Origin of the sequence: Duganella rivi (assembly GCF_009857435.1) — a bacterium.
Lineage (GTDB): Bacteria > Pseudomonadota > Gammaproteobacteria > Burkholderiales > Burkholderiaceae_D > Rugamonas > Rugamonas rivi.
The window spans coordinates 16,946-41,867 of the sequence record NZ_WWCK01000003.1 but is presented as its reverse complement, the minus strand read 5'-3'; the positions used below and the strand labels follow the sequence as shown (position 1 = coordinate 41,867).

22 protein-coding genes and 2 tRNA genes are annotated in these 24,922 nt (G+C 61.1%); 8 read left to right on the top strand and 16 right to left on the bottom strand.

Translation table 11 applies throughout. The features are described 5' to 3' along the window. The first annotated feature begins 151 nt into the window (after window positions 1-151). Window positions 152-895: a Crp/Fnr family transcriptional regulator gene (locus GTP45_RS08860; RefSeq protein WP_161013519.1), complete on the top strand. Its 744-nt coding sequence runs from the start codon at window positions 152-154 to the stop codon at window positions 893-895. On the opposite strand, the gene GTP45_RS08855 is transcribed toward GTP45_RS08860, so the two are convergent. The 12 genes from GTP45_RS08855 to GTP45_RS08800 all read right to left on the bottom strand — a co-directional run bounded on the left by GTP45_RS08855 (window position 792) and on the right by GTP45_RS08800 (window position 11,287). Beyond that, window positions 792-2,342: a CHASE3 domain-containing protein gene (locus tag GTP45_RS08855; RefSeq protein ID WP_161013518.1), complete on the bottom strand. Its 1,551-nt coding sequence runs from the start codon at window positions 2,340-2,342 to the stop codon at window positions 792-794. The genes GTP45_RS08860 and GTP45_RS08855 overlap by 104 nt on opposite strands. A gap of 81 nt (window positions 2,343-2,423) precedes the next feature. Then, window positions 2,424-3,056 (bottom strand): response regulator, encoded by a 633-nt coding sequence (locus GTP45_RS08850; RefSeq protein WP_161013517.1) that lies wholly within the window; start codon window positions 3,054-3,056, stop codon window positions 2,424-2,426. 138 nt (window positions 3,057-3,194) lie between these two features. Continuing rightward, complete coding sequence (locus GTP45_RS08845; RefSeq protein ID WP_161013516.1) at window positions 3,195-3,590, bottom strand: MerR family transcriptional regulator; 396 nt, start codon at window positions 3,588-3,590, stop codon at window positions 3,195-3,197. Window positions 3,591-3,607: 17 nt separating this feature from the next. Further along, complete coding sequence (locus tag GTP45_RS08840; RefSeq protein ID WP_092271767.1) at window positions 3,608-3,958, bottom strand: integration host factor subunit alpha; 351 nt, start codon at window positions 3,956-3,958, stop codon at window positions 3,608-3,610. Window positions 3,959-4,101: 143 nt separating this feature from the next. Further along, window positions 4,102-6,528, bottom strand: coding sequence for a phenylalanine--tRNA ligase subunit beta (pheT, locus tag GTP45_RS08835; protein ID WP_161013515.1), 2,427 nt, complete (start codon window positions 6,526-6,528; stop codon window positions 4,102-4,104). Between the two features lie 33 nt (window positions 6,529-6,561). Then, window positions 6,562-7,581, bottom strand: a complete 1,020-nt coding sequence (gene pheS / locus GTP45_RS08830; protein WP_161013514.1) for a phenylalanine--tRNA ligase subunit alpha — start codon at window positions 7,579-7,581, stop codon at window positions 6,562-6,564. A gap of 82 nt (window positions 7,582-7,663) precedes the next feature. Next, window positions 7,664-8,023, bottom strand: a complete 360-nt coding sequence (gene rplT / locus GTP45_RS08825) for a 50S ribosomal protein L20 (protein WP_092271776.1) — start codon at window positions 8,021-8,023, stop codon at window positions 7,664-7,666. 26 nt (window positions 8,024-8,049) lie between these two features. After that, window positions 8,050-8,247: a 50S ribosomal protein L35 gene (gene rpmI, locus GTP45_RS08820; RefSeq protein ID WP_056156036.1), complete on the bottom strand. Its 198-nt coding sequence runs from the start codon at window positions 8,245-8,247 to the stop codon at window positions 8,050-8,052. 197 nt (window positions 8,248-8,444) lie between these two features. Beyond that, complete coding sequence (gene infC / locus GTP45_RS08815) at window positions 8,445-8,984, bottom strand: translation initiation factor IF-3 (protein WP_371874441.1); 540 nt, start codon at window positions 8,982-8,984, stop codon at window positions 8,445-8,447. A 20-nt stretch (window positions 8,985-9,004) separates the two neighbouring features. Continuing rightward, window positions 9,005-10,912, bottom strand: a complete 1,908-nt coding sequence (thrS, locus tag GTP45_RS08810; protein ID WP_161013513.1) for a threonine--tRNA ligase — start codon at window positions 10,910-10,912, stop codon at window positions 9,005-9,007. Window positions 10,913-11,096: 184 nt separating this feature from the next. Further along, a tRNA-Val gene (locus GTP45_RS08805) sits at window positions 11,097-11,173 on the bottom strand. A gap of 37 nt (window positions 11,174-11,210) precedes the next feature. Then, window positions 11,211-11,287 (bottom strand) — tRNA-Val (locus GTP45_RS08800). Between the two features lie 140 nt (window positions 11,288-11,427). On the opposite strand from GTP45_RS08800, the gene GTP45_RS08795 reads away from it, so the two are divergent. Genes GTP45_RS08795 through GTP45_RS08785 form a run of 3 tightly spaced genes read left to right on the top strand, consistent with a single transcriptional unit; the run spans window position 11,428 to window position 14,442 of the window. Further along, a complete protein-coding gene (locus GTP45_RS08795; protein ID WP_161013512.1) occupies window positions 11,428-12,339 on the top strand; it encodes a cation diffusion facilitator family transporter in 912 nt (303 codons plus the stop codon). Further along, a complete protein-coding gene (locus GTP45_RS08790) occupies window positions 12,336-13,790 on the top strand; it encodes a hypothetical protein (RefSeq protein WP_161013511.1) in 1,455 nt (484 codons plus the stop codon). Before GTP45_RS08795 ends, GTP45_RS08790 begins: the two co-directional genes overlap by 4 nt. Before the next feature lie 7 nt (window positions 13,791-13,797). Next, a complete protein-coding gene (locus tag GTP45_RS08785; protein WP_161013510.1) occupies window positions 13,798-14,442 on the top strand; it encodes a CatA-like O-acetyltransferase in 645 nt (214 codons plus the stop codon). On the opposite strand, the gene GTP45_RS08780 is transcribed toward GTP45_RS08785, so the two are convergent. After that, window positions 14,437-15,300 carry a LysR family transcriptional regulator gene (locus tag GTP45_RS08780; protein WP_161013509.1) on the bottom strand — a complete coding sequence of 288 codons (864 nt, stop codon included), beginning with the start codon at window positions 15,298-15,300 and terminating at the stop codon, window positions 14,437-14,439. The genes GTP45_RS08785 and GTP45_RS08780 overlap by 6 nt on opposite strands. Before the next feature lie 91 nt (window positions 15,301-15,391). On the opposite strand from GTP45_RS08780, the gene gstA reads away from it, so the two are divergent. Beyond that, entirely contained in the window at window positions 15,392-15,991 is a 600-nt protein-coding gene (gene gstA / locus GTP45_RS08775; RefSeq protein WP_161013508.1) for a glutathione transferase GstA, read from the top strand. On the opposite strand, the gene GTP45_RS08770 is transcribed toward gstA, so the two are convergent. From GTP45_RS08770 to GTP45_RS08760, 3 genes are read right to left on the bottom strand one after another with little or no spacing between them, the layout of a single operon-like run. Next, window positions 15,988-18,237 carry a RelA/SpoT family protein gene (locus tag GTP45_RS08770; protein WP_161013507.1) on the bottom strand — a complete coding sequence of 750 codons (2,250 nt, stop codon included), beginning with the start codon at window positions 18,235-18,237 and terminating at the stop codon, window positions 15,988-15,990. The genes gstA and GTP45_RS08770 overlap by 4 nt on opposite strands. 7 nt (window positions 18,238-18,244) lie before the next feature. After that, window positions 18,245-18,595 carry a RidA family protein gene (locus GTP45_RS08765; RefSeq protein ID WP_161013506.1) on the bottom strand — a complete coding sequence of 117 codons (351 nt, stop codon included), beginning with the start codon at window positions 18,593-18,595 and terminating at the stop codon, window positions 18,245-18,247. Window positions 18,596-18,620: 25 nt separating this feature from the next. After that, window positions 18,621-19,499, bottom strand: a complete 879-nt coding sequence (locus GTP45_RS08760) for an alpha/beta fold hydrolase (protein WP_161013505.1) — start codon at window positions 19,497-19,499, stop codon at window positions 18,621-18,623. 121 nt (window positions 19,500-19,620) lie between these two features. Here GTP45_RS08760 and GTP45_RS08755 point away from each other — a divergent pair, with 121 nt between their 5' ends. The 3 genes from GTP45_RS08755 (at window position 19,621) to GTP45_RS08745 (ending at window position 24,919) form a co-directional block, all read left to right on the top strand. Next, window positions 19,621-20,415, top strand: a complete 795-nt coding sequence (locus GTP45_RS08755; protein ID WP_161013504.1) for a 3-hydroxybutyrate dehydrogenase — start codon at window positions 19,621-19,623, stop codon at window positions 20,413-20,415. A gap of 127 nt (window positions 20,416-20,542) precedes the next feature. Continuing rightward, on the top strand, window positions 20,543-21,844 hold the full coding sequence (locus GTP45_RS08750; RefSeq protein ID WP_161013503.1) for a dicarboxylate/amino acid:cation symporter: 1,302 nt from the start codon (window positions 20,543-20,545) through the stop codon (window positions 21,842-21,844). Between the two features lie 144 nt (window positions 21,845-21,988). Beyond that, complete coding sequence (locus GTP45_RS08745) at window positions 21,989-24,919, top strand: type VI secretion system Vgr family protein (protein WP_161013502.1); 2,931 nt, start codon at window positions 21,989-21,991, stop codon at window positions 24,917-24,919. The last annotated feature ends 3 nt before the right edge of the window (window positions 24,920-24,922 follow it).

The following is a 24,922-nucleotide window of genomic DNA, read 5'->3' as shown; positions in this document are numbered from 1 at the left end:
CTTCAGAAAGATAGCCGGTGATCCCTTGTAGGATCAGGACTACAGGCAGGCCTGTTCCAGACCTACATTTCCGCGTCCCCTGCTCTTATGTTCGCCAACTAACAATCCTCATAAAGTTACGTCAACACGTAACTAGCTTTTGAGGATCACCATGAACAACAAAACCGCTTCCCGTCCTGCCATCACTTACAGCGGTGCGCAGCAAAACGAACTGCTGGGCGCACTGCCTCGCGAAGCGCTGGAATCCCTGTTTGAACATCTGGAGCTGGTTCAACTGCCTTTCGGCAAAGAACTGTTTGAATTCGGCACGGCCATGGAATACGTGCACTTCCCTACCACCGCCATCGTCTCGCTGCGCTACGTCATGGAAGACGGCGCCACCACGGAAATCGCCGTGGTCGGCCATGAAGGCGTTGTAGGAGTATCGCTGTTCGACGGCGAGCGCGCCATGTGCAGCGCCGTGGTGCAAGCGGCCGGCTACGGCTACCGCATGAAAGCCCAGCATCTGCGCGAAGCCTTCGCCAAGGGCGGCGCCCTGCCTGCCCTGCTGATGCGCTACAACACCGCGCTGTTTGCACAAATGGCGCAAAACGCCGTCGGCGGCCGCCATAGCTCGATCGAACAAAAACTGTGCCGCTGGCTGCTGGATCGCCTCGACCGCTCGCCATCGAATGCACTGAAGGTAACGCAGGAAATGATCGCCATCATGCTGGGCGTGCGGCGCGAAAGCATTACCGCCTCGGCCGGCAAGCTGCAAGACGAAGGCTTGATTACCTACCGCCGCGGCAATATCACTGTGCTTGATCGCTCAGGCTTGGAGGCGTATGCGGGCGAGTGCTATAAGGTTGCGAAGACGGAGTTTGATCGTCTGCGGGTTGATGTAGCGCGTTGCTGATCACTTCGGTGAGCGCCGGCGGCAGCACGACCCGGCGCTCTCCCACTTCCACCGTTTCCTCACGCTGGCGCAGCGGAATCGCCACTTCAATGCAGGTGCCGGTGTCGTTGCGGCCGCGGCGAATATTCAGCGTACCGCCCAGCAGCAAGGCGCGCTCGCGCATGCCCAGCAAGCCGTGCGACATCGGCTTGATGATGGTGTCGGGCGAGATGCCGATGCCGTCGTCGATAATCCGCAGCATCAACCCTTCCTCGTTGCGATTCAAGGTCACCGTCACGCGGCTGGCCTGGGCGTACTTGCGGATATTGGTCAGCGATTCCTGCACGATGCGGAACAAGGCAATCGACAGATCGCCGGAGTGGCGCGTCATGCTTTCCATGTCGGCCGCCACATTGCAGTCGCAGCGCACCTGGGACAGGCGGCTGAACTCGTCGCAATAGCTTTCAATGGCGGCGCACAGGCCGAGATTGTCCAGCAGACTTGGACGCAGGTTCTCAACGATGCGGCGCTTCATCTCCACCGTTTCCACCAGCGTGCCGCGGGCGCGCTTCAGTTGTTCGGCCAGTTCTGGATGCGTCTTGCGCAATTGCTGGGTGACGGCGGCGATGTCCATGCTGATCGAGGTCAGGTTCGCGCCCAGCTCATCGTGCAGCTCGCGCGACAGGCGCACCTTCTCTTCCTCGCTGATGCTGATCAGGTGGCGCGACAGCACGGACAGCTGTTGCGTGCGCTGCTGCACGGTCGATTCCAGGTTTTCGTTGGCCGATTGCAGCGCGTGCTCCACTGCGGCGCGGTGCGCAAAGCTGCGCCGCACCAGCTGGTAGAACATCACCAGCACCAGAATCGCCAGCACATTGATGCCGACGCCTAGCAGCACTGCTTTTTGATACTCCTGGTAGAAGGTGGCGCTGCGCGCGTTCAGCGTTTCATTCTGCTCCTGCTCCATGATCACCACCAGCAGGCGGATCTCGTCCATGCTGGAACGGTCGTCGCTGAGCTTGGCAATTTTGACGATCTCCTGCAAGCCGCCGTCGCGGTACACATCGAGCGCCTGGCTCATGATGCTGAGGCGACGGCGCACCAGCGTGTGCAGTTGCGCCAGGTTCTTCAACTGCGACGGATTATCGGCCAGCAGCCGTTCCAGTTCTTTGAATTCGGCTTCGGAGTCGGCCAGCGCGGTGCGGGTCGGCCCAAGGTAGGCGTCGCGGCCGGACAGGAAATAGCTGCGCATGCTGCTCTCGGCATCGAGCACCAGCACGTTCAAATATTGCAGGCGGTCGGCCACGCGCGCGGTCTGCCCCAGCAGGACTTGCGCGCCGCGCAGTGCTTGCAAATTATGAAACAGGCTGAAGCCGTTGACGATCAGCAGCAACGCGCAAGTCACGCACAAGACGGTCTTGTACAGCGGCAAGCGTTGATGCGGCGCTGTTTCGACGGTGAAATACATCCATTTCCTTCCCAGTGTGAACAGCCAAATTATAGACTGGAAGAAAATTTAGTGCGTCTGTGCGCGCCCCAACAGTGTGCGCTAATCGAGCAAATTATTTTTCATGGCGTAGTAGGTCAAGTCGGAATTCGACTGCATGCCCATTTTTTCCATGATGCGAGTGCGATAGGTGCTGACGGTTTTAATGCTGAGCGACAGCGCCACGCCGATGTCCGATACGGTAGCGCCACGCGCCAGGCGCAGGAATACCTGGAACTCGCGATCCGACAGCTCGGTGTGCAACGCCGTATTCGGGTCGCGGTCAAAGCTCTGCGCCAGCAGTTCGCCCACAGTGGAGCTGACATAGCGGCGGCCCTGGTACACGGTGCGCACGGCGGTAATCAGCTCGTCGGCCTCGCATTCCTTGTTGAGGTAGCCGTTGGCGCCCATCTTGAACAGGTTGACCGCGTACTGCTGCGCCGGATAGCCCGACAGGATCAGCACCGGCAGATCAGGCTGCCCTTGGCGGATGGTGCGCAAGGTGTCGATGCCGCTTTGATCGGGCATCGCGATATCGAGCAGCAGCACGTCGCAAATTTCGCGGCGGGCGATATCCAGCGCTTCGCGGCCGGTACCGGCTTCCGCCACCACCTCAAAATCGTCCGAGGATGAAAAAATCTGTTTAAAGCCTGCTCTTACAATTTGGTGATCGTCACAAATGGCAACGCGTATCATTCTTTCCTCTCGTCGTGCCCGGACTTTGCCGGGCTATCCGCCACCGTGCATCAGCGTCGCTGATAATCGAATAATATTGAAAGTATAGCAGCAATCATATCGCCAGCTGCGGTTTGTGCCAGCAGTGCGCGCGACTGCTCAGTCGAGTTTAAGCAACGCCAGTATCGCTTGCAATTCAGCGCGGATGAATTCACGATCCAGCGGCGGCAATTCCGGCGGCGCCTCGGCCGCATCCAATTCCGCGCTGCTGTCGTAGCCGCGGCTATCGAGCTTGTTGCGGGCGCCGCTGATGGTGAAGCCCTGCTCGTACAGCAACTCGCGGATGCGGCGGATCAGCAGCACCTCGTGGTGCTGATAATAGCGGCGGTTGCCGCGGCGCTTGACCGGCTTGAGCTGGGTAAATTCCTGCTCCCAGTAACGCAGCACGTGCGGCTTCACGCCGCACAGCTCGCTCACTTCGCCGATGGTGAAGTAGCGCTTGGCTGGAATCGGCGGCAGGACGACCAGTTCGGACTTGGCGAGTCGATCGTTCATTGCAGCTTAACTCCCGTTCAGGCGGCGCGCGCCATCGATGGGTTGCTCTCTTCCACCATGCCCTTGAGTTTCTGGCTGGCGTGGAAAGTCACGACGCGGCGCGCCGTGATCGGAATTTCCTCGCCGGTTTTCGGGTTGCGGCCCGGGCGCTGCGGCTTGTCGCGCAGCTGGAAGTTGCCGAAACCGGACAGCTTGACGGCCTCGCCGCGCTCGAGCGCGTTGCGGATTTCGTCAAAGAAGGTCTCGACCATGTCCTTGGCCTCGCGCTTGTTCAGGCCCACTTGCTCGAACAACAGTTCGGCCAGTTCCGCCTTGGTCAGCGTCGGTAAATCTTTTTCCGCGTCCTGGCGCACCTTGGCAACCTGCATGGCCCGGTGCAGATCGGCAGCCAATGCGGATTGGAGTACGGCGGAATCTACGTCGTTATTATTAATTTTCCAGCCCTGCCTTAAAGTAAAAATGAACAAGTCCGGCACAAAGCCGGACTCACGATTAGTCAAAAATGCAACGCTTAAGTACGCAGGCGCGCGCCGTGTTTTTGCTTGGCGGCCTCGCCGGCGGCAGCCATCACGGCTTCCACTACGTCGTCTTGCAGCGTGTTTTGAGTATCTTGCAAGCTAAAGCGGAAAGCAAGCGATTTTTCGTCTGCCTCCAAACCTTTACCACGATATTCATCAAACAAAACAATGGCTTGCACAATCTTGCCCTGCGGGATTGCTTGCACAGCGGCATTAAACGCGTCCAGCAAATCCTGTGCCGCCACCTCTTGCTTGACGACTACCGCCAAGTCGCGGGTCGCGCCCGGGAACTTGGAAATCTCATCATATTTTGGCACAGGTCGTTGCTGCAAGGCAATCGCGTCGACTTCAAAGACGACTGGTGCGTTTGGCAACTCGTACTTCTGCAGCCAGCGCGGGTGCAGTTCGCCGATGAAACCGATAACTTTGCCATCCAGCAAGACGTGCGCCGAGCGGCCCGGGTGCAGCGCCGGGTGTTCCGCTTTGACGAAACGCAGAGCCAGCGGCGCGAACAGGTGCTCCAGATCGGCCTTGACGTCAAAGAAGTCGACCGCGCGGGTGTCCTGCCCCCACTGCTCGTCCGCCACGCTGCCGTAGGCGATGCCTGCCACGCGTTTCGGCTGATGGTAGCCGGCCACGGTTAGCGGGCCGTCGGCCACGCTGTCGTCGCGCTGGTAGATGGCGCCGATTTCAAACGCGCGCACGCGGTTGGTCTTGCGGTTCAGGTTGTAGCGCACGTTGGCCACCAGGCTGCCGACCAGGGTCGAACGCATCACGCTCAGCTGACTGGCGATCGGGTTCTGCAGCTTGATCGGGTTGGCGTTGCCGGCAAAGTCCTGCTCCCACGCCGCTTCCACGAAGCTCATGTTGACCACTTCCTGGTAGCCAAGGTCGGCCAGCTGATGGCGCACCGCAAACAGCGAGCGGGTGTTTTCCGGCGCGATGATCATGGTGTTGGCTGCTACCGGCGCCACGGTCGGAATGTTCTCGAAGCCGTACACGCGGGCCACTTCTTCGATCAAGTCTTCTTCGATTTCAATGTCGAAGCGGTACGACGGTGCGGTCACCGAGAACACGCCGTCGGCCAGCGAGAACGGCAGCGCCAGGCGGGTGAAGATGTCGGCAATCACCTTGTCGTCCAGCGCCACGCCGATCACTTTCTGCGCGCGCGCGGTGCGCATTTGCACTGGCTCGCGTTTCGGCAGGTTGACGATCTGGTCGTCCACCGGGCCCACCTGGGTGGTCGCGGTGCCGCAGATTTCGATCAGCAGCGAGGTGATGCGCTCGATGTGTTCAACGGTGGTGGCGTAGTCCACGCCGCGCTCGAAGCGGTGTGCCGCATCGGTCGAGAAGTTGTACTTGCGGGCGCGGCCCTGAATCGCGTTCGGCCACCAGAAAGCGGCTTCCAGGTAGATCGATTCGGTGTCCAGCGACACGGCGGTCGCATCGCCGCCCATGATGCCGGCCAGCGATTCGATTTCCTTCTCGTCGGCGATCACGCCGACCCACTCATCGATCTCGATGGTGTTACCGTTCAGCAGCTTGAGCGATTCGCCCTTGCGACCCCAGCGTACGTCGAGGCCGCCGTGGATCTTGGCCAGGTCGAACACGTGGGTCGGACGGCCCAGTTCCAGCATCACGTAGTTGGAGATGTCCACCAGCGCCGATACCGAGCGCTGGCCGCTGCGCTCGAGGCGCTGCTTCATCCAGTCCGGCGTGGCGGCCTTGGCGTTCAGGTTGCGGATCACGCGGCCCGAGAAACGGCCGCACAGATCCGGCGCCGAGATTTTCACCGGCAGTTTTTCATCCAGGTTGACGGTCACCGGACGGAAGGTCGGCGCAGTCAGCGCCACGCCGGTCAGGGCCGACACTTCACGCGCCACGCCCAGCACCGACAGGCAGTCCGCCTTGTTCGGGGTCAGCTTGATGGTGAACTTGAGGTCGTTGAGCGCGTAGTAGTCGCGGAAGTTCTTGCCGATCGGCGCGTCGTCCGGCAGTTCCAGCAGGCCGCTGCCCTCTTCCGACAATTTCAGTTCCTTGGCCGAGCACAGCATGCCCTGCGACTCGACGCCGCGCAGCTGGCCTACCTTGATTTCAAACGGCTTGCCATCGGCGCCCGGCGGCAGCACGGCGCCGGCCATGGCGCACACCACTTTCAGGCCCGGACGCACGTTCGGCGCGCCGCAGACGATGTTGAGCAAGGTGCCGGTGCCGACGTCCACCTGGCAGACGTTCAGGCGGTCGGCGTTCGGGTGTTTCATCATTTCGCGCACGTGGCCAACCACCACGTTGGAGAACGGCGGCGCGACAGGTTCCACTTCTTCCACTTCCAGGCCGGACATCGTCAGCAGATGGGCCAGTTCGTCCGAAGTCATCTTCGGATCGACCATGGTACGGAGCCAGTTTTCGGAGAATTGCATATTCGTTCGAGCTTTCTTTTTATCGTGTCCGTATTAGTTGAACTGCTTCAGGAAACGCAGGTCGCCTTCGTAGAACAGGCGCAGGTCGTTGATCCCGTAGCGCAGCATGGTCAGGCGCTCGAGGCCGGAGCCGAACGCGAAGCCGATGTACTTTTCAGGATCCAGGCCGAAATTGCGCACCACCGACGGGTGCACCTGGCCCGAGCCCGACACTTCCAGCCAGCGGCCTTTCAACGGGCCGCTGCCAAACGCGATGTCGATCTCGGCCGACGGTTCGGTGAACGGGAAATACGACGGACGGAAGCGCACTTGCAGGTCGTCGGTCTCGAAGAAGGCCTTGACGAAGTTCAGGTACACGCCCTTCAGGTCGGCAAAGCTGATGTTCTCGGCGATCCACAGGCCTTCCACTTGATGGAACATCGGCGAGTGGGTGGCGTCGCTGTCGACGCGGTAGGTGCGGCCCGGCGCGATCACCTTGATCGGCGGCTGGTTGTTGCGCGCGTAGCGCACCTGCATCGGCGAGGTGTGGGTGCGCAGCAGCAGCGGCTTGCCCTGGCTGTCGTTGCCTTCGATGTAGAAGGTGTCCTGCATCGAACGCGCAGGATGGTTTTCCGGGCTGTTCAGCGCGGTAAAGTTAGTCCAGTCGGTTTCGATTTCCGGGCCGTCGGCCACGTCGAAACCGATGGAGCGGAAGATGGCTTCCACGCGTTCCCAGGTACGCATCACCGGGTGGATGCCGCCGCCGGCGCGGCCGCGGCCTGGCAGCGAGACGTCAATCGCCTCGGCGTTCAAACGGGCTTGCAGCTGCGCCTCGGCCAGCGCATCACGGCGCGCGGTCAGCGCGGCTTCGATCTGCTGCTTGGCGGCGTTGATCAGCGCGCCCTGCGCCTTCTTGGCGTCCGGGTCGAGCTTGCCCAAGCCCTTCATCAATTCGGTAATCTGGCCGGTCTTGCCCAGGTATTTGGCTTTGGCGTTTTCCAGTGCGGCGGCGTCGTCTTTGGCCGCGTCGAAATCCTGCACTGCTGAGGCGACGAGTTGTTCCAGGGAGTCCATGCGTTTTTCTTATCCTTGAATCAAAAACGGGGCACAGGTGTGACCCTTGCCCCGTTCTCTTGCGTAAATCCGCGCTTAAAAATTAAGCAGCGATTTTAGCTTTAACGACGTTGACAATCGCAGCGAAGGCTGGCTTGTCCATAACTGCCATGTCGGCCAGGACTTTACGGTCCAGTTCGATCGAAGCTTTCTTCAGACCGTTCATGAATGCGCTGTAGGTAACGCCGTGCTCACGGGAAGCAGCGTTAATACGGGCGATCCACAGGCGGCGGAAGACGCGCTTCTTGTTACGACGGTCACGGTATGCGTACTGGCCAGCGCGCATCACTGCTTGCTTGGCAATACGGTATACCTTGCTACGACGACCGCGGTAGCCTTTGGCGAGGTTCAGTACTTTTTTATGACGGGCACGCGCAGTAACCCCACGTTTTACTCGAGGCATATTAGCTCCTTAATTGAGTGGTGAGATTAAGCGGATGGCATCATTGCGTAGACGCGCTGGACGTCGGTCGCATCGATGTTACGGGTGCCGCGCAGTTGACGCTTGTTCTTCGTCGTCTTCTTGGTCAGGATGTGGCGTTTGAAAGCCATACCCGATTTAACGGTACCACCTGGACGCACGCGAAAACGTTTTTTCGCCGAGCTCTTGGTTTTCATTTTTGGCATAGATATTCTGCCCTCTCGGACAGCTCCTATTAAACAGGATTACAGGTGGCAACACTACGTCGCTCTTAGATGCCTGCTCTCACTTGTTTGTGCAGCGGATGCGAGTCCACTACATTTACTACAGCCGGACATTATAGCGCAGGAAAATGAAAAAAGGGCACTCGCGTGCCCTTTTTTTGCTTGCCTTTACAGCAAACTTATTTTTTCTTCTTCGGCGCCAGCACCATAATCATCTGGCGGCCTTCCATTTTCGGGAACTGCTCGACCTGGCCATGCGGCTCCAGGTCGGCTTTCAGACGTTCCAGCATGCGGAAGCCAATATCCTGGTGCGCCATCTCGCGGCCACGGAAGCGCAGGGTGATCTTGGTTTTATCACCGTCTTCGAGGAACTTGATCAGGTTACGCAGCTTGATATTGTAGTCGCCGTCATCGGTACCCGGGCGGAATTTGACTTCCTTCACGGAGATGACTTTCTGCTTCAATTTCGCTTCGTGAGCCTTTTTCTGCTCCGAATACTTGAACTTGCCGTAGTCCATCAGACGGCAGACCGGCGGGACCGCGGTAGGTGCGATCTCGACCAGGTCGACGTCTGCCGCTTCCGCCAGGCGGAAGGCTTCGGCCAAACTCACGATACCGAGAGGCTCGTTATCGACCCCAGTTAAACGCATTTCAGGGGCAGTGATTTCGCCATTGATGCGATGCGACTTGTCAGTAGCTATGGTGATTCCTTTTAAAATCTAATGAATTGCCAGTGCGCTTAGGCCTTGGTGGCGACGTCTTGTTGCAGTCGCTCTATCAGGGCATCGACGGACATGACGCCCAGATCGACATTGCCCCGTGCCCGCACGGCGACGGTGTTGGCATCCCGTTCTTTGTCACCTACAACTAAGATGTAAGGCAGTTTTTGGACGGAATGTTCGCGTATTTTATAGTTTATTTTCTCGTTGCGCAAATCGGTCTGTACGCGGAAGCCGCAGCGGCGCAGCTTTTCAGCCACTTGCTGCACGTATTCAGCCTGCGCATCCGAGATGTTCAGCACCGACACCTGCACTGGCGCCAGCCATGCCGGCAGCGCGCCCGCATAGTTCTCGATCAGGATGCCGATGAAGCGCTCCATCGAACCGACGATCGCACGGTGCAGCATCACTGGCACCTGGCGGCTGTTGTCAGCGGCCACGTACTCGGCACCCAGGCGTTCCGGCATGAAGAAGTCGACCTGCATGGTGCCGACCTGCCATGGGCGGCCCAGCGAATCCTTCAGGTGATATTCGATCTTCGGGCCGTAGAACGCGCCCTCGCCCGGCAGCTCGGTCCAGGTGACGCCGCAGGCACGCAGGCCGGCGCGCAGCGCTTCTTCCGCCTCATCCCAGATGGCGTCGGAGCCGATGCGGTTGTCAGGACGCAGCGCCAGCTTCACTTCGATATTGTGGAAGTGGAAGTCCGAATACACTTCCATCGCTTGCGTGTGGAAAGCGACGACTTCCGGCTGGATCTGCTCGTGGGTGCAGAAGATGTGACCATCATCCTGGGTAAAGCCGCGCACGCGCATGATGCCGTGCAGCGCGCCCGACGGCTCGTTGCGGTGGCACTGGCCGAACTCGCCGTAGCGCAGCGGCAGGTCGCGGTACGAACGCATATTGCTGTTGAAGATCTGCACGTGACCCGGGCAGTTCATCGGCTTCAGCGCGTACGAACGGTTTTCCGACTCGGTCACGAACATGTTTTCGCGGTAGTTATCCCAGTGGCCGGTCTTGCCCCACAGGCTGGCGTCCAGAATCTGCGGCGCTTTCACTTCCTGGTAGCCATTGACCTGGTACTTGTTGCGCATGTACTGCTCAACTTGCTGCCAAATGGTCCAGCCTTTCGGATGCCAGAACACCAGGCCCGGCGCCTCGTCCTGGAAGTGGAAGAAGTCCAGTTGCTTGCCCAGCTTGCGATGGTCGCGCTTTTCCGCCTCTTCCAATTGGAACAGGTACTGCTCTTGATCTTCCTTCTTGGCCCAGGCGGTGCCGTACACGCGCTGCAGCATTTCGTTCTTGCTGTCGCCGCGCCAGTAAGCGCCGGCCAGCTTCATCAGCTTGAACACCTTCAGCTTGCCGGTCGATGGCACGTGCGGGCCGCGGCACAAGTCGGTGAAGTTGCCTTCGCTGTACAGCGAAACGTCCTGGTCAGCAGGGATCGACTCGATGATCTCGGCCTTGTAGGCTTCGCCGATCGATTTGAAGTAGGCCACGGCCTCGTCGCGCGGCAGCACTTTGCGGGTGACTGGCTCGTCTTTTTTCGCCAGCTCGCCCATTTTCTTTTCGATCGCCACCAGGTCGTCAGGCGTGAACGGACGCTTGTACGAGAAGTCGTAGTAGAAGCCGTTATCGATCACCGGGCCGATGGTGACCTGCGCATCCGGGAACAGCTCTTTGACAGCGTAAGCCAGCAAGTGAGCGGTCGAGTGACGGATCACCTCCAGACCTTCCGGGTCTTTGTCGGTCACGATGGCCAGGTCGACGTTTTTGTCGATCAGGAACGAGGTATCGACCACTTTGCCATCGACTTTGCCGGCCAGCGCGGCCTTGCCGAGACTGGTCGCAATGCTGGACGCCACTTGGGCCACAGTGACCGGGCCGTCGAATTCGCGGGCGGAACCATCAGGAAGGCGAACTGAAATCATAGTGATCTCCGGTGATTTAATTTAAAACGGTGTTGGAAAAATTTGGACGAAAAAAAACGCGGGCTAGCCGCGTTTTTCTCTTTTTGACAAGCAAAAGAATCCCGTTGACTAGCGTCACTCCCAAAGCTTGGTAGTAGTTCGCGGTGTCATAACCGTGATTGCCTTTCTCGCTCTTACAGATGTCTGGTGGGCGGTGAGGAATTCGAATCCCCGACCCCTTGGATGTCGACCAAGTATTCTAACCAGCTGAACTAACCGCCCGTGGTACTGCTCTTAAATTTTACTTTACTACGAATTCTGGTGGGCGGTGAGGAATTCGAATCCCCGACCCCTTGGATGTCGACCAAGTATTCTAACCAGCTGAACTAACCGCCCGAAGACCAGCATTATAGAGAGCGATCCGGAGAAAAACAAGGGTAATCAAAGGAAACATTTCAATTTCTCCTATGAGAAGTACGAAGCGGCCGTTACTGGCATGCAGTAAACTGTCGCTATTCCCACCAAACCACGCGCCTATGCAAGCCGACACCTCCCCTTCCGCCCACCTGCACGAACACCGTGATGGTGACGCCCATTACCAGCACTACACGGTGCAGCGCAGCCAGTCGGTGCTGGCATGGTCGCTGGCGCTGACGCTGGGCTTTGCGGTGGCGGAGGTCGTGACCGGCTTCATGTCCAACTCGCTGGCCTTGATTTCCGACGCCGGCCACATGGTGACCGACGCTGCCGCGCTGGGCCTGGCCTTGCTGGCGCAGCTGATCGCCAAGCGCCCTCCTTCGGCGCGCCACTCGTTCGGTTTCGGCCGCGCCGAGGCGCTGGCGGCGTTTGTGAATAGCCTGGTGCTGCTCGTGTTGGTGGGCTGGATCTGCTACGAAGCCATCAGCCGCTTCGCGCATCCCGAAGAAGTACAAGGCGCGACCGTATTCATCGTGGCCGCGCTGGGCCTGGTGATCAACCTCGTGCTGGCGTGGATGCTGTCGCGCGGCGACAGCAATATGAACACCCGCGCCGCCTTAGTCAACGTGCTGGGCGACCTGCTCGGCTCCGTCGCCGCGCTGGTGGCGGGCGGCGTCATCTATTACACTGGCTGGATGCAGATCGACCCGCTGCTGTCGCTGTTCGTGGCGCTGCTGATCCTGAAGTCCACCATCGGCGTGCTGCACGAGTCCTACCACTTCCTGATGGGCGGCGTGCCCGAGCAAATCGATTACTTGAAAGTCGGCGCCGACCTCGAGCAAATGGACGGCGTCTGCTCCGTGCACGACCTGCACGTGTGGGACATGTCGCCCGGCCAGCCTGCGCTGATCGGCCACGTCGAAATCACCGACCTGGAACGCTGGCCAGAAATCCTGCACAACATCAAAGCCATGCTCCTCGAAAAACACGGCATCGACCACATCACCCTGCAAGCTGAAGTCGCCCCATGATCCGCCCTCTGATTACACTCAGCACGCTACTGATGCTCAGCCCAGCGTGGGCTTGCTCCTGCTCGCCGCTGCCTGAAGTCGGATTTGTACACGCCGACCTCGACCGCCTGCCCGCCAATGCCCGCGGCGCGCTATTCCTTGCCAAGGACGACAAGCTCAAGCCCACCGCCTTCTACATCACGACCAATGCCCAGCCGGGGCCGCTGAAAGCGCAACTGAGCTGGCCCGACCTTGGCGCGAAAGGCAAAGCACAACGCTATCTGGCCCGCGTGGCGCCGGTGGGCGGCTTCAAGCCGGGAGCGCACTACACCATCCGCTACATGAACAACAAGGAGCGCTGGCGTTATCCTGCGCAGACCGATTTCTTCATCGATGCCGAACCACTTAAGCTCGATGGCGCCGGCGCCCAGCTGGTGTTGGATGGCGCTCCGGCACGGCAACTGCTGCAACTGGCAACCAACTCCGGCATGTGCTCCAGCCAGCAGCCGGCAGTGGTTCAAAACTTCCACTACGAACTGCCAGCCGCCTACCAGCCATATAAATCCGCTGTGTATTACCGCACCGATTTCGATGGCGATCCAGTCCCACCCTATTCAGGCTCGCTCTGCGGTGACCGCGCATTTGGCGCCACCGCAATGGGCGATGCGCGTGAAGTCGTCTACAACAATTGCGAGACACCCAAGGGGCGTGTCAGCATTCAAGGCTGGGCCGCGCTGCTGGAGGTGGAGGACAGCGTGCGTCCAACCAATGTCCTGACCAGCGACCTGAGTGCTGCGCAAGCTGGATCCTGCACTGCGTTCGGCATCCTAAAGGAGGCACTGGCCACGCATGACCAGCAACGCATCAGCAACGCCGCCTGCCACATCAGCGGCGCAGAATATGCCGATCGCAAATCCGGCCTGCCGCAGGATGCGCCAACAGCAGCCGAAATGCTCGACTTCGCCCGCAACAGCGCCACTACGCCGCGCGCTTGCGTACTGTCGGCAATGACTACCGTACTTACGCACATGCCGGAGCCGGCCGAACCGCTTGGACAGCGACTGGGCCAAATCATCGGCGCCGGCCTGACCTCAACCGACGCAGCGGTCGTCGACGCCGCCCTCATCGAACTCTCGCAATCGGTAGGCTACATTTCCATGAACGGCTGGCGCGACAAGAACGGAGCCCAGCGCATGCAGACCATGCTGGAGCCAGCGCTGCCGGCACTGGTCAAGTTGCTGCTGTCCGGCCAAGCCGTGTCGCGCACCGCCATGCCGTTGGCGGAGTTGATTGGCCACGCGGGCAACAAGGCTCATCGCTACATTCCCGAACTGCTGGCGGCAGCCGAATCGCCAGCTGCGACCTCATCCGAAGCGCTTGCCGCGCTCAGCCTGATAGCGCCAGACGATCCGCGCGTCCAGTCCTTGCAGCGAACCATCAAGCCGCTCACACTGGACAGCACACAACCCTAATAACACCATGCATAATTTTGAAAAACGCCGCGACCGCTACGAGGCTTTTGCGTCATTCGAAAAACCCCTCGTCAACCTGAGCTTTGAGCTGGAAGTGCCGGAGTTCCGGCCTTTCTGCAAGCAGAACGGACTGCCGCCGTTTCACTTCTTCCTGTATCACGTGCTGCACGCACTGGAAGGCATCGATAACTTCATGTACCGCATCCATCAGGGCGAAGTTATCAAGATCAAGGATTTCTGGGCTTCGTACACCGTCATCAATCAGGATCAGAACCTGAACTTCGCGCGCTTTGAAATGACGCCGGACTTGAAGGAATTTGTCGCCCGCAGCGTGGAGGCGAAGAAGGTGGCGGAAGCCAGCACCAGGATCATCAACAAGTCGGAAGACCTGAGCGAGTACGACCAGCGCCGCAACATCCACATCACCTGCATGCCATGGCTGAAGCTGACGTCGATCGAGCACCCGATCTATCAGCACAAGGATTACGACATTCCGTCGCTCGCCTGGGGCCGCTTCAGCGAGCCGCGTGACGATGGCCGCCTGACCATGACCATGTCAGTGCAAGCCCATCATGGCTTCGTGGACGGCTACCACATCCACCTGCTGGCAGAAGCCATCGCCGCGCGCATTGCGCGGACCATGACCTCATAACTCCCGCAAGAACGCCTGCACCGGCGCCGACTCCCGCGCCACTTGGGAGCAAACCAGCCCGAAGTCACGATAAGCGCGTGGTTGCAAGCGCAGCACGCGCAAGCCGCGCCGGTTTTCCGGCAAGGCTGACTCGGGCAAGATGGACACACCAAGCCCTTCGCGCACCAGCACCGCCGCGCTGGCAAGATCGCGTACCGTTACGCGGATATCGGACAGCATCAGACCAGCCTCCTCCACAAGGCTTTGCGCATGCACCGAGCACCCACCGGTGGCCAACACAAACGGCTCGCCGACCAGCTCGCTCAAACGCACCCCCTGCTCACTGTTGCGCCGCCCCAGCGCGTGACTGGCCGGGATCACCGCCATCCACTCGTCACGCCCGATGATGGCGGCTTGCCTCGCCGGCTCCGGATTCAGCACCACACCCAATTCCACTGTGCCTGCCGCCAGCCATTCTTCCACCTCTTCATCCGTGCCCTCCAGTGCCACCAGCTCAATGCCCGGATGGCGGCGCCTGAACGACGATATCAATGCGGGTAACACCGTCGCCAGCACTGAAGGAAAGGTCGCTAGGCGAATGCGGCCGGAATGCAGTCCTTGCGCGCTGTCGGCCAAAGCACGAATCGCGTCAAACTGCGCCAGCATCGCCCGCGCGTGCACCAGCACTTGCTCCCCCAGCGCGGTGACACTCACCTCGCGCCGTTCGCGCACCAGCAGTTTGCTGCCAAGCGCAGACTCCATCTGCGCAAGCGCCTGGCTGGCGCCGGATTGCGAGATGCCGACCAACTCCGCGGCCCGCGAAATATTGCGCGTATCGGCCACTGCTGCCAGCAAGCGCCAATGGGATAAGTTCATCATTAGAAAAACTGATAGCTGATTTCTGGAGCATTAATTTTACAGCGCCCCGCGCAAGCCATACAGTGGCGGCTCATCGTTCAAGGAGCATTCAATGAAGCTGTATTACGCACCGCACACCTGTTCCCTATCACCGCTGATCGTATTGGAGGAACTCGGCCTCGCGCACCAGCTGGTCAAGGTCGACAACCAGACCAAACGCACCGCCGACGGCTGCGATTTCCGCGCCATCAATCCCAAAGGCTATGTCGCCGCGCTGGAACTGGATAATGGAGAAGTGCTAACCGAAGGCCCGGCCATCATCCAATATCTGGCAGACCTGAAACCGGAGATGCAACTGGCGCCGCCAGTAGGCAGCTGGCCGCGCGTGCGCTTGCAGGAAACACTGAATTTCATCACCAGCGAGATTCACGCCGGAGTGGCGCCGCTTTTCAACAAGGAGCTGCCTGAAGCGGCTGCGACCATCTTCCGCGAACGCCTGTTCCGCCGCATGGCGACACTGGAAGACACGCTGCAAGCGCAGCCCTTCCTGCAAGGCACGGCATTCACCGTAGCGGACGCTTATCTGTATACCGTACTGGGGTGGTTCTCATTCTTCGCCATCGGACTTGAGCGATGGCCGGCCGTTGCGGCCTACGAGAAACGCCTCGCCGCCCGCCCGTCGGTGCAGGCGGCGCGGCGGGCGCACGTTTAAGCGCGACGCGCTTCCTGCACGCCGCCCACTTCCGAGATCGCGCTCAGGGCTTTGTGCAGCTGCGCCGTGGCGCCGATTTCGGCGGTGAAGGTCATGCGCGCAAAGCCTTTGGCCGATTGGGTGTTGACGCCGATAACGTTGATTTTCTCGCGCGAGAAAATCTCCGAGATATCGCGCAGCAGGCCCTGGCGGTCGTTCGCCAGGATGAAGATATCGACCGGGTAGACCGTATCCGCACCGGCACGTCCCCACTCGGTGACAATCACCCGCTCCGGCGCCTTGGCGCGCATTTCGGCAAAGTTCTTGCAGGTGGCGCGGTGGATCGACACGCCTTTGCCGCGCGTGACAAAGCCGACGATGCCATCCGGCGGCGCCGGCTTGCAGCACTTGGCCAGCTGCGTCATCAAGCCATCCGTACCCACCACCAGCACGCCCGACTTGGCGCCCTGCTCCACGCTTGATGCGCGGCTCTTGCCGAGGAAGACTTCGTCCACCGGCTCGGTCGGCTCGCCGCTGTCGTGCAGCGCGTTTTCAATTGCGCGCAGGCTGAATTCATCTTTGCCGACAGACAGGAACAAGTCGTCAACCTTGGCAAATCCCAGCTTGTTCGCCAGCGCTTCCAGATTGACGGCGGTCTTGCCCTCGCGCTGCAAGGTCTTCTCCACCAGCGCGCGGCCGTGCGACAAGGTTTCCTGCATGTCGATCGCATGGAACCAGGCGCGAATCTTGGAACGCGTGCGCGTCGCCACCGTGTACTCATCACTGAGCCAATCGCGCGATGGGCCAGCCGTGCCCGGCGCGCCTTTGGCAGTGATGATTTCGCAGGTCTGGCCGTTTTTCAGCGGTGTATTCAGCGGCACCATCACGCCATCGACACGCGCGCCACGGCAGCGGTGGCCAACATCGCTGTGCAGGTGGTAGGCAAAGTCCACCGGCGTTGCGCCGACCGGCAGCTCAATCACGCGCGCTTGCGGCGTCAGCACGAAGATGCGGTCGTCCAGCGCGGCGGCTTTCAGCTTTTCCACCCACTCGCGCTGCTGTTCTTCCTCGCCGACCACGGCATCGGCCACGTCGGTTTTCCACGCCAGCAGCTGGCGCAACCAGGCGATTTTCTCGTCGTACTGCTGCGCGGTGAAGTTGGAACCGCCAGTCTCTTTGTAGCGCCAGTGCGCCGCCACGCCATACTCGGCAAAGCTGTGCATTTCCTGCGTGCGGATCTGCACTTCCAGCGGACGGCCGTCTTCCGCCGTCACCACGGTGTGCAGCGAACGGTAGCCGTTTGGCTTCGGACGCGAAATATAATCGTCGAATTCTTTCGGAATCGGCGTCCAGATGTTGTGCACCACGCCCAGCACGGTGTAGCAGGTTTTCACGTCCGACACGATCACGCGGAAGGCGCGCACGTCGTACAGGTCGGTGAAGTCCAGCTCCTTGCCCTTCATCTTGCTCCAGATGGAGTAGATGTGCTTGGGACGGCCAAACACCTCGGCCTGGATACCCGCTGCCGCCATTTCCGACTGCAGCCGCTCGATGGCGCTGGCAACGAAGCCTTCGCGCATCAGGCGTTTTTCTTCCAGCATCTTGGCGATGCGCTTGTAGGTTTCCGGCTCGATGAAACGGAACGACAAGTCTTCCAATTCCCACTTCAGCTGCCAGATACCGAGCCGGTTGGCCAGCGGCGCATACAAGTCCAAGGTCTCGCGCCCATAAGCGCAGGTCATGTCGTTGAACAGTTTGATGTCGGCAAAGTAGCGCAGGCTGGTCACGCAGGACGCCAGGCGCACCAGCACCACGCGCATATCGGAAGCCATCGCCAGCAGCATCTTGCGCAGGGTTTCGACCTGCGCCACCGCCATTTGCGCAGCGTTGCGGCCGCGTCCTGCGGCTGGAGCATTTTGCGTCTGCGTCAGTTCGCGCAAGCGGATCAACTGGCGCACGCCGGCCACCAGGTCGTTGACGCCGCAGCCGAAACGCGGTTCGATGATCGGCGCCAGCGCCGGGTCGAGCAAGGTCAGCTCGAACATCAGGCCGGCGATGCGGGTCTCAACGTCGGTATTCAGGGAGGCCAGCGTGCCGGCCACGCCGACCGCGAAGTCCAGCGCCGGCTGGCCGCTGGAGGCGACCTTGTCGGCGTAGGCGCCGCCGGCAAAGTCGAGCGCTGCCAGCATGCGGGCGCTGTCGTCGGGAGACAGGCCTTGAACCAGCTGCTCCGACGTCGCGCTGGTAAGCGCAGTGGTGGAAACCATGATGCTCCTAGCGCTGCGCGGCGATGACGATAATTTCAACCAGCACGCGCGGATCGTACAGTTTCGCTTCGACCGTGGCGCGCGGCGGCGTGTGGCCCTGCGGCACCCATGCGTCCCACTCCTCGTTCATGCCGGGGAAGTCGGCCATGTCCTTGAGGTAGATCTGGCAGCTCAGGATGCAGGTCTTGTCGCTGCCGGATTCGCCCAGCAGACGGTCGATGTGGGCCAGCACTTCGCGCGTCTGGCCCTTGATGTCGAGCGACAGGTCGTCCGGGATCTGGCCGGCCAGATACACGGTGTTGTTGTGGATCGCCACTTCGGACAGGCGTTTGCCCACGTGCAGTCGTTTGATTTCCATACTCTTCTTACCTAACTTAACTTGCTTAACCCAGCAGGAATTGCTTTGCTATTGCGATTTGATCGTCGTGAATAAAGGTCGGCGCGTGGCCGACGTTCGGAATTTCTACCAGCTTGGCTTTCGGGCCGCGCTCGGTCATCAGCTTGGCCGTTTCCGGCGACAGCAGGTCGGAATCGGCGCCGCGCACCAGCAGCGTCGGGCACATGATGGCATCGTAAGCCGCCCACAGCATGGCTTGGTCGGCGTCGGCCGATTCCGGCGTGGCCGAGCGGAACGGCAAGGCCAGTCCCATATCGTAATGGCGCACCCACTTGCCGTCTTTGTCCTGGCGCAAAACGTCGGTTGCCAGCTTGTGCCATTCCTCTTCGGTGTGCTCGCCGAACGACAGCGAAACGTCGCGGACAAACTTGGCGCCGGCCTCAAAGGTTTCAAAGCGCAAGTCCTGGCCGATGTAGTCGCCGATGCGCTGCAAGGCCATCGGCGCCAGCACCGGGCCGATATCGTTGAGGATCAGCTTGCGGATCGGATTGCCCGGCAGCGAGGCCAGGCCCATGCCGATCAAGCCGCCCATCGAGGTACCGAACCAGTCGACCTTCTGACTTTCGCCGTCTGGCAGCACACGCGCCAGCAAGGTTACGATATCACTGACATACTGCGGTATGCGGTACAGCTGCGGATTTTTCAGCCACTCGGAGCGGCCGCGGCCGACGATGTCCGGGGCGATCACGCGGTAGTCGTTGGCCAGCGCGCGCGCCATGTTGTCAAAGTCGTCCGCTACGCGGGTGACGCCGTGCACGCAGACCAGCACGTTGGGATTGTTTTCATCGCCCCACTCCTTGTAGGACATGCGATGCAGGCCAGCCAGCGACAGGCATTGAACAGACTTTATTTTTGCGTGGAGCATGCGGCTTCCTTAATGGTTTTTATGTAATGATGTTCAGAATGACCATTTTACCGCGTTGTGACAAAATTCTACCGAAGTGTAGCGCAGCGCGCCTTTTATCACCAACCCTATAGAGGACAGTATGGCAAACAAGACTTTGAGCGGTAAAACCGCGTTGGTTACCGGTTCCACCTCCGGCATCGGCCTGGGCATCGCCCGCTCGCTGGCGGCCGAGGGCGCCAACGTGCTGCTGAACGGCTTTGGCGACAGCCAGGAAATCGCGCAGTTGCAAGTTGATCTCGCCAAGGAGTTCGACGTGAAGGTGGCTTACCACAACGCCGACATGACCAAGCCAGCCGAGATCGAAGCCATGATTGCTTTCGCCGGCGAGAAGTTCGGCGGCGTCGATGTACTGGTGAATAACGCCGGCATTCAATATGTCGCCAACGTCGAGGAATTCCCGGTTGAGAAGTGGGACGCCATCATTGCGATTAACCTGACCTCGGCCTTCCACACCTCGCGCCTGGTGCTGCCGCGCATGCGCGCCAACAACTGGGGCCGCATCATTAATTTGGCGTCGACGCACGGCCTGGTGGCGTCGGCCGGCAAGTCGGCCTATGTCGCCGCCAAGCACGGGCTGATCGGCCTGACCAAGGCCAATGCGCTGGAGACTGCCACCACCGGCGTTACCGTCAACGCCATCTGCCCCGGCTTTGTGCTGACGCCGCTGGTGCAAAAACAAGTGGACGACCGCGCCGCCAAGGACGGCATCAGCAACGAGCAAGCCAAAAAGGCGCTGCTGGCGGACAAGCAGCCGTCGGGCGACTTCGTCACGCCGGAAGAACTGGGCGCGCTGGCGGTGTTCCTGTGTTCGGACGCGGCCAAGCAAGTGCGCGGCGTCTCCTGGAATATGGACGGCGGCTGGGTAGCTCAATAAGCACGCAGTAAGTACTATCCCTTACCAAAGGCAGATATCACCAGCCGTTATTTGCGGCTTTCCACAATAGTGATATCTGCCCTTCTGCGCGATGATGCACTCCTCAAACGAAACACGAGGAGACTCCGTGAAAAAACCATTCTATAAAATCCTGTACGTACAGGTACTCTTCGCCATCTTCTGCGGCGTGATGCTGGGCGCGTTCTACCCGGACAGCGGCGTCGCCATGAAACCGCTCGGCGACGGCTTCATCAAGCTGATCAAGATGATTATTGCACCGGTGATCTTCTGCACCGTGGTGTCGGGTATCGCCGGCATGCAGGACGTGAAGAAAATCGGCCGCGTCGGCGGCAAGGCGCTGCTGTACTTTGAAGTGATCTCGACCTTCGCGCTGGTGATCGGCCTGTTCGTTGCCAACCTGGTGAAACCAGGCGCCGGCTTCAACGCCACCGCCGCTACGCTGGACGCCAAGTCCATCGAGCAGTACACCACCAAGGCACACGCACAAACCACTACCGACTTCCTGCTGAACATCATCCCGAACACCGTGGTGGATGCGTTCGCCAAGGGCGACATCTTGCAAGTGCTGCTGATCGCGATTTTGTTCGGTTTCTCGATCTCGCTGCTGGGCGAACGCGGCAAGCCGCTGGTCAAGCTGATCGATGAAGCCTCGCACGCCATCTTCGGCGTGGTGAACATCGTGATGAAGGTTGCACCGATCGGCGCATTCGGCGCGATGGCCTTCACCATCGGCAAATACGGCATCAAGTCGCTGCTGCCACTGGCTACGCTGATGGGCTGCTTCTACGCCACCTGCATCATCTTCGTGGTGGTAGTGCTGGGCACCGTGGCGCGCCTGACCGGCTTCTCGATTGGCCGCTTCATCTCCTACATCAAGGAAGAACTGCTGATCGTGCTGGGCACCAGCTCTTCGGAATCGGCACTGCCTTCGCTGATGAATAAACTGGAGCGCCTGGGCTGCTCGAAATCGGTGGTGGGCCTGGTGGTTCCAACCGGCTACTCGTTCAACCTGGACGGCACCAACATCTACATGACCATGGCGGCGCTGTTCGTGGCACAGGCCACCAACACCGACCTGACCCTGATGCAAGAGCTGACCATCCTGGGCGTCGCGATGCTGACCTCGAAAGGCGCATCGGGCATCACCGGCGCCGGCTTCATCACGCTGGCAGCCACCCTGCACGTGGTACCGGATATTCCGGTGGCCGGCATGGCGCTGATCCTCGGCATCGATCGCTTCATGAGCGAGTGCCGCGCGCTGACCAACTTCATCGGCAACGGCGTGGCAGCGATGGTAGTCTCGCGCTGGGAAAAAGAGCTGGACATGGACAAGATGAAAGCCGAACTGGCCCACCCAGGTTCGACCATCACCGATCCAGAACCTATGGAAGTTGTGCCTAGCCACTAACAGGCATTACCAGTACTCAACGCCCCGCCCGGCTCACGCCGCGCGGGGCGTTTTTCATTGGCGCAAGATTTCAATCGAATCACTCTTGCTGAGCTGGATCGAATCAGGTGTAATGCGGAATGCAAACATATTAACTTAACAACCATGCTGCGCGAATTGCTTTCCCTGCCAGGCCAGGAAACCCGCCTGCTGCGCCTGATCACGCCACTTGGCGACCAACTGCTGACGCCGGAATGCGTCCGCGGCGAAGAGGCGCTAAGCGGCGGCTTCCGTTTCCGCATCACCGCCCTGTCGCCGGACGCCGGGCTGTCGCTGCGCGCCCTGCTCGGCCAGCCGGTGCTGCTGGAGCTGCAAACCACGCTGGGCGAGGCGCGGCCGTTCCACGGTCACATCACCAGTGCTGAGGCCAATGGCGCCAACGGCGGCCTGGCGCGCTACACGCTGACCTTGGAACCGTGGCTCGCTTTCCTCGGCCATAACCGCGACAGCCGCATTTTCCAGGACAAGAACGTGCTGGACATCCTGGACGCCATATTCGGCGCCTGGCAAGGCCAGGGCAAGCTGGCGCCGGCCTGGCGCTTCGAAGTGCAGGATCGCGGCCGCTACCCGGTGCGCAGCCTGACCACGCAGTACCAGGAAAGCGATCTCGCCTTTGCCGAGCGCCTGATGCACGAGGAAGGCCTGTTCCACTACTTCGTGCACAGCAAGGATGGCCACGAACTGGTGATTGCCGACGATAACAGCAGCTTCAAGCCCAACGCGCAGGCACAGGTGCGCTTCACCCAGCCCGGCGCCGTCATGCGCGAGGACAGCATGGATCGCTGGCGCAGCGAACTCAAGCTGCAAACCAATGCCGTCGAACTGCATAGCTGGGACTACCGCACGCTGGACAAGCGCCCGGTCAGCGCCGCCTCGCTGGATGCGGCGGCCGATGCGCTGCTGGCCAGCCGTGACGCACCCGGCGCTTACGCCTACCCGTCACGCGCCCACGGCCAGCGCATCGCCGACCAGCAGTTGCAAGCGCTGGAGGCGTCGCGCGAGGTCTACACCGGCGCCGGCACCGTGCGCACGCTGTCGCCGGGCACCACCTTCAATTTGAGCGAGCACGCGCTGGGGGATGACAGCTTCCTCGTCACGCGCGTGGTGCACCTGGCGCACAACAACCTCGGCGCCGACCTGCACGCCGGCCTGATGCAGCGGCTGGGCGAGAGCGCGCTGGGCGCCGCCATCGCCGCCGAGCAGGCCAGCAGCTTGCACGCAGTGGGCAAGGAGGCCGGCGAGCGGCCGCTGTACCGCAACCGCATCGATGCCATCCGCGCCAGCGTGCCCTACCGCGCCAGCGGCACGGACGGCCACGGCCGCCTGCTGCACCCGCGCCCGACCATGCAGGGCCAGCAGACCGCCGTGGTGGTCGGCCCGGCAGGCGCGGCAGTGCATACCGACCGCGACCACCGCGTCAAGGTGCAATTTCACTGGCAGCGCGGCGATGCCGGCCACAGCCGCCTGAATCATCCGGCGCCCGGCAGCCACAGCGGCGCGCCGGCCGATGACAGCGTCGGCGCCTGGGTGCGCGTTGCCACGCCGCTGGCGCCACAAGCGGGCGCCAATTGGGGCAGCAACGCCGTGCCGCGCGTGGGCCAGGAAGTGCTGGTCGATTTCATCGACGGCAATATCGACCGGCCAGTGGTGATCGGCGCGCTCTACAACGGCCAGGGCCAGGCCGACGCCCAGCACAACCAGGTTGCGCAAGGCGGCGGCGCCAGTACCGGCAATGCGCCGGCGTGGTTCCCCGGCACCACTGCCGGTCACGCCCACCCGGCCGCCTTGTCCGGCCTCAAGAGCCAGGCGCTGCCAGCCAGCCAGGGGGGCAGCGGCGCTTACAGCCAGCTGGTGTTCGATGACACGCCGGGCCAACCGCGCCTGGGCTTGCAGCGGCACGCGTCGCCGCACCAGGGCACGGACGAACTCAACCTGGGTAATCTGCGCCATCAAACCGACAACCAGCGCCTGCAGCCGGCCGGTTTCGGCGCCGAGCTCAAGTCCGAACACAGCGCCGCGCTGCGTGCCGGACGCGGCATGCTGCTGTCGGCCGACCTGCGCAACGGCGGCAGCGGCCATCAGCTCGATGCGCGCGAAGGGCAGGCACAGATCGAACAGGCGCAAGCGCTGCAAACCACGCTGGCAACCACCGCGCAAAAGCAGAACGCCAAACTCAAGTCCGAGCCGGAGCCCGAAAAGTTGCCTGCCATCGCGCAAATGGCCAGCAGCGCGCAAGCGCTGTCCGCGTCTGGCTCGGGACTGGCCGGCGATGCGGGCGGCGGTGGCCAAGCCGCCGCGTTCAGCGCAGCGATGATGCAGTTGTCCGCCCCAGCCGGTATTGCCGCTACCACGCCGGCCAGCGCGGTGATTGCCGCCGGCGCCACCAGCACGCTGGCGGCCGGACAAGACATCAACCTGCTCGCGCAAGCCAACAGCCTGCACGCCGTGCGCGACGGCATTAGCCTGTTCACCTACGGCAAAGCCAGCAGCGCCGACAAGCCCAACCAGGAAACCGGCATCCGCCTGCACGCGGCCAGCGGCAAGCTCAGTAGCCAGAGCCAGAACGACGCCACCTCGCTGACCGCCGACCGGCTGGTTACCGTGGCCAGCGTCAGCAAGGACGTGCGCATGGCCGCCAAGGAACACGTGCTGCTGACCGCGCAAGGCGCCTACCTCAAACTGGAAGGCGGCAATATCGAAGTGCACGGCCCCGGCACCATGACCTTCAAGGCCAGCATGAAGGAGCTGACCGGCCCGGCACAGAGCACGCCCGCCCTGCCCGAGCTGCCGAACGAAAAACTGTACGCCGGCCGCTTCCAGGTCAAGGATGCGCTGGCCGGCACCGCCATCGCCGGCCGCCTGTATAAGAAACAGCGCGCCGACGGCAAGGTCTTCTTCGGCAAGACCGATGCCGAAGGCCACACCACGCCGGTCAACACCGCCAAAGAAGAACAACTCGCGATTTCGTTAGACCATAACGAGAAATTCCATCGCGACAAGATCGATGAAGATGAATTGAACCAATGGTTTTCCTGAGTA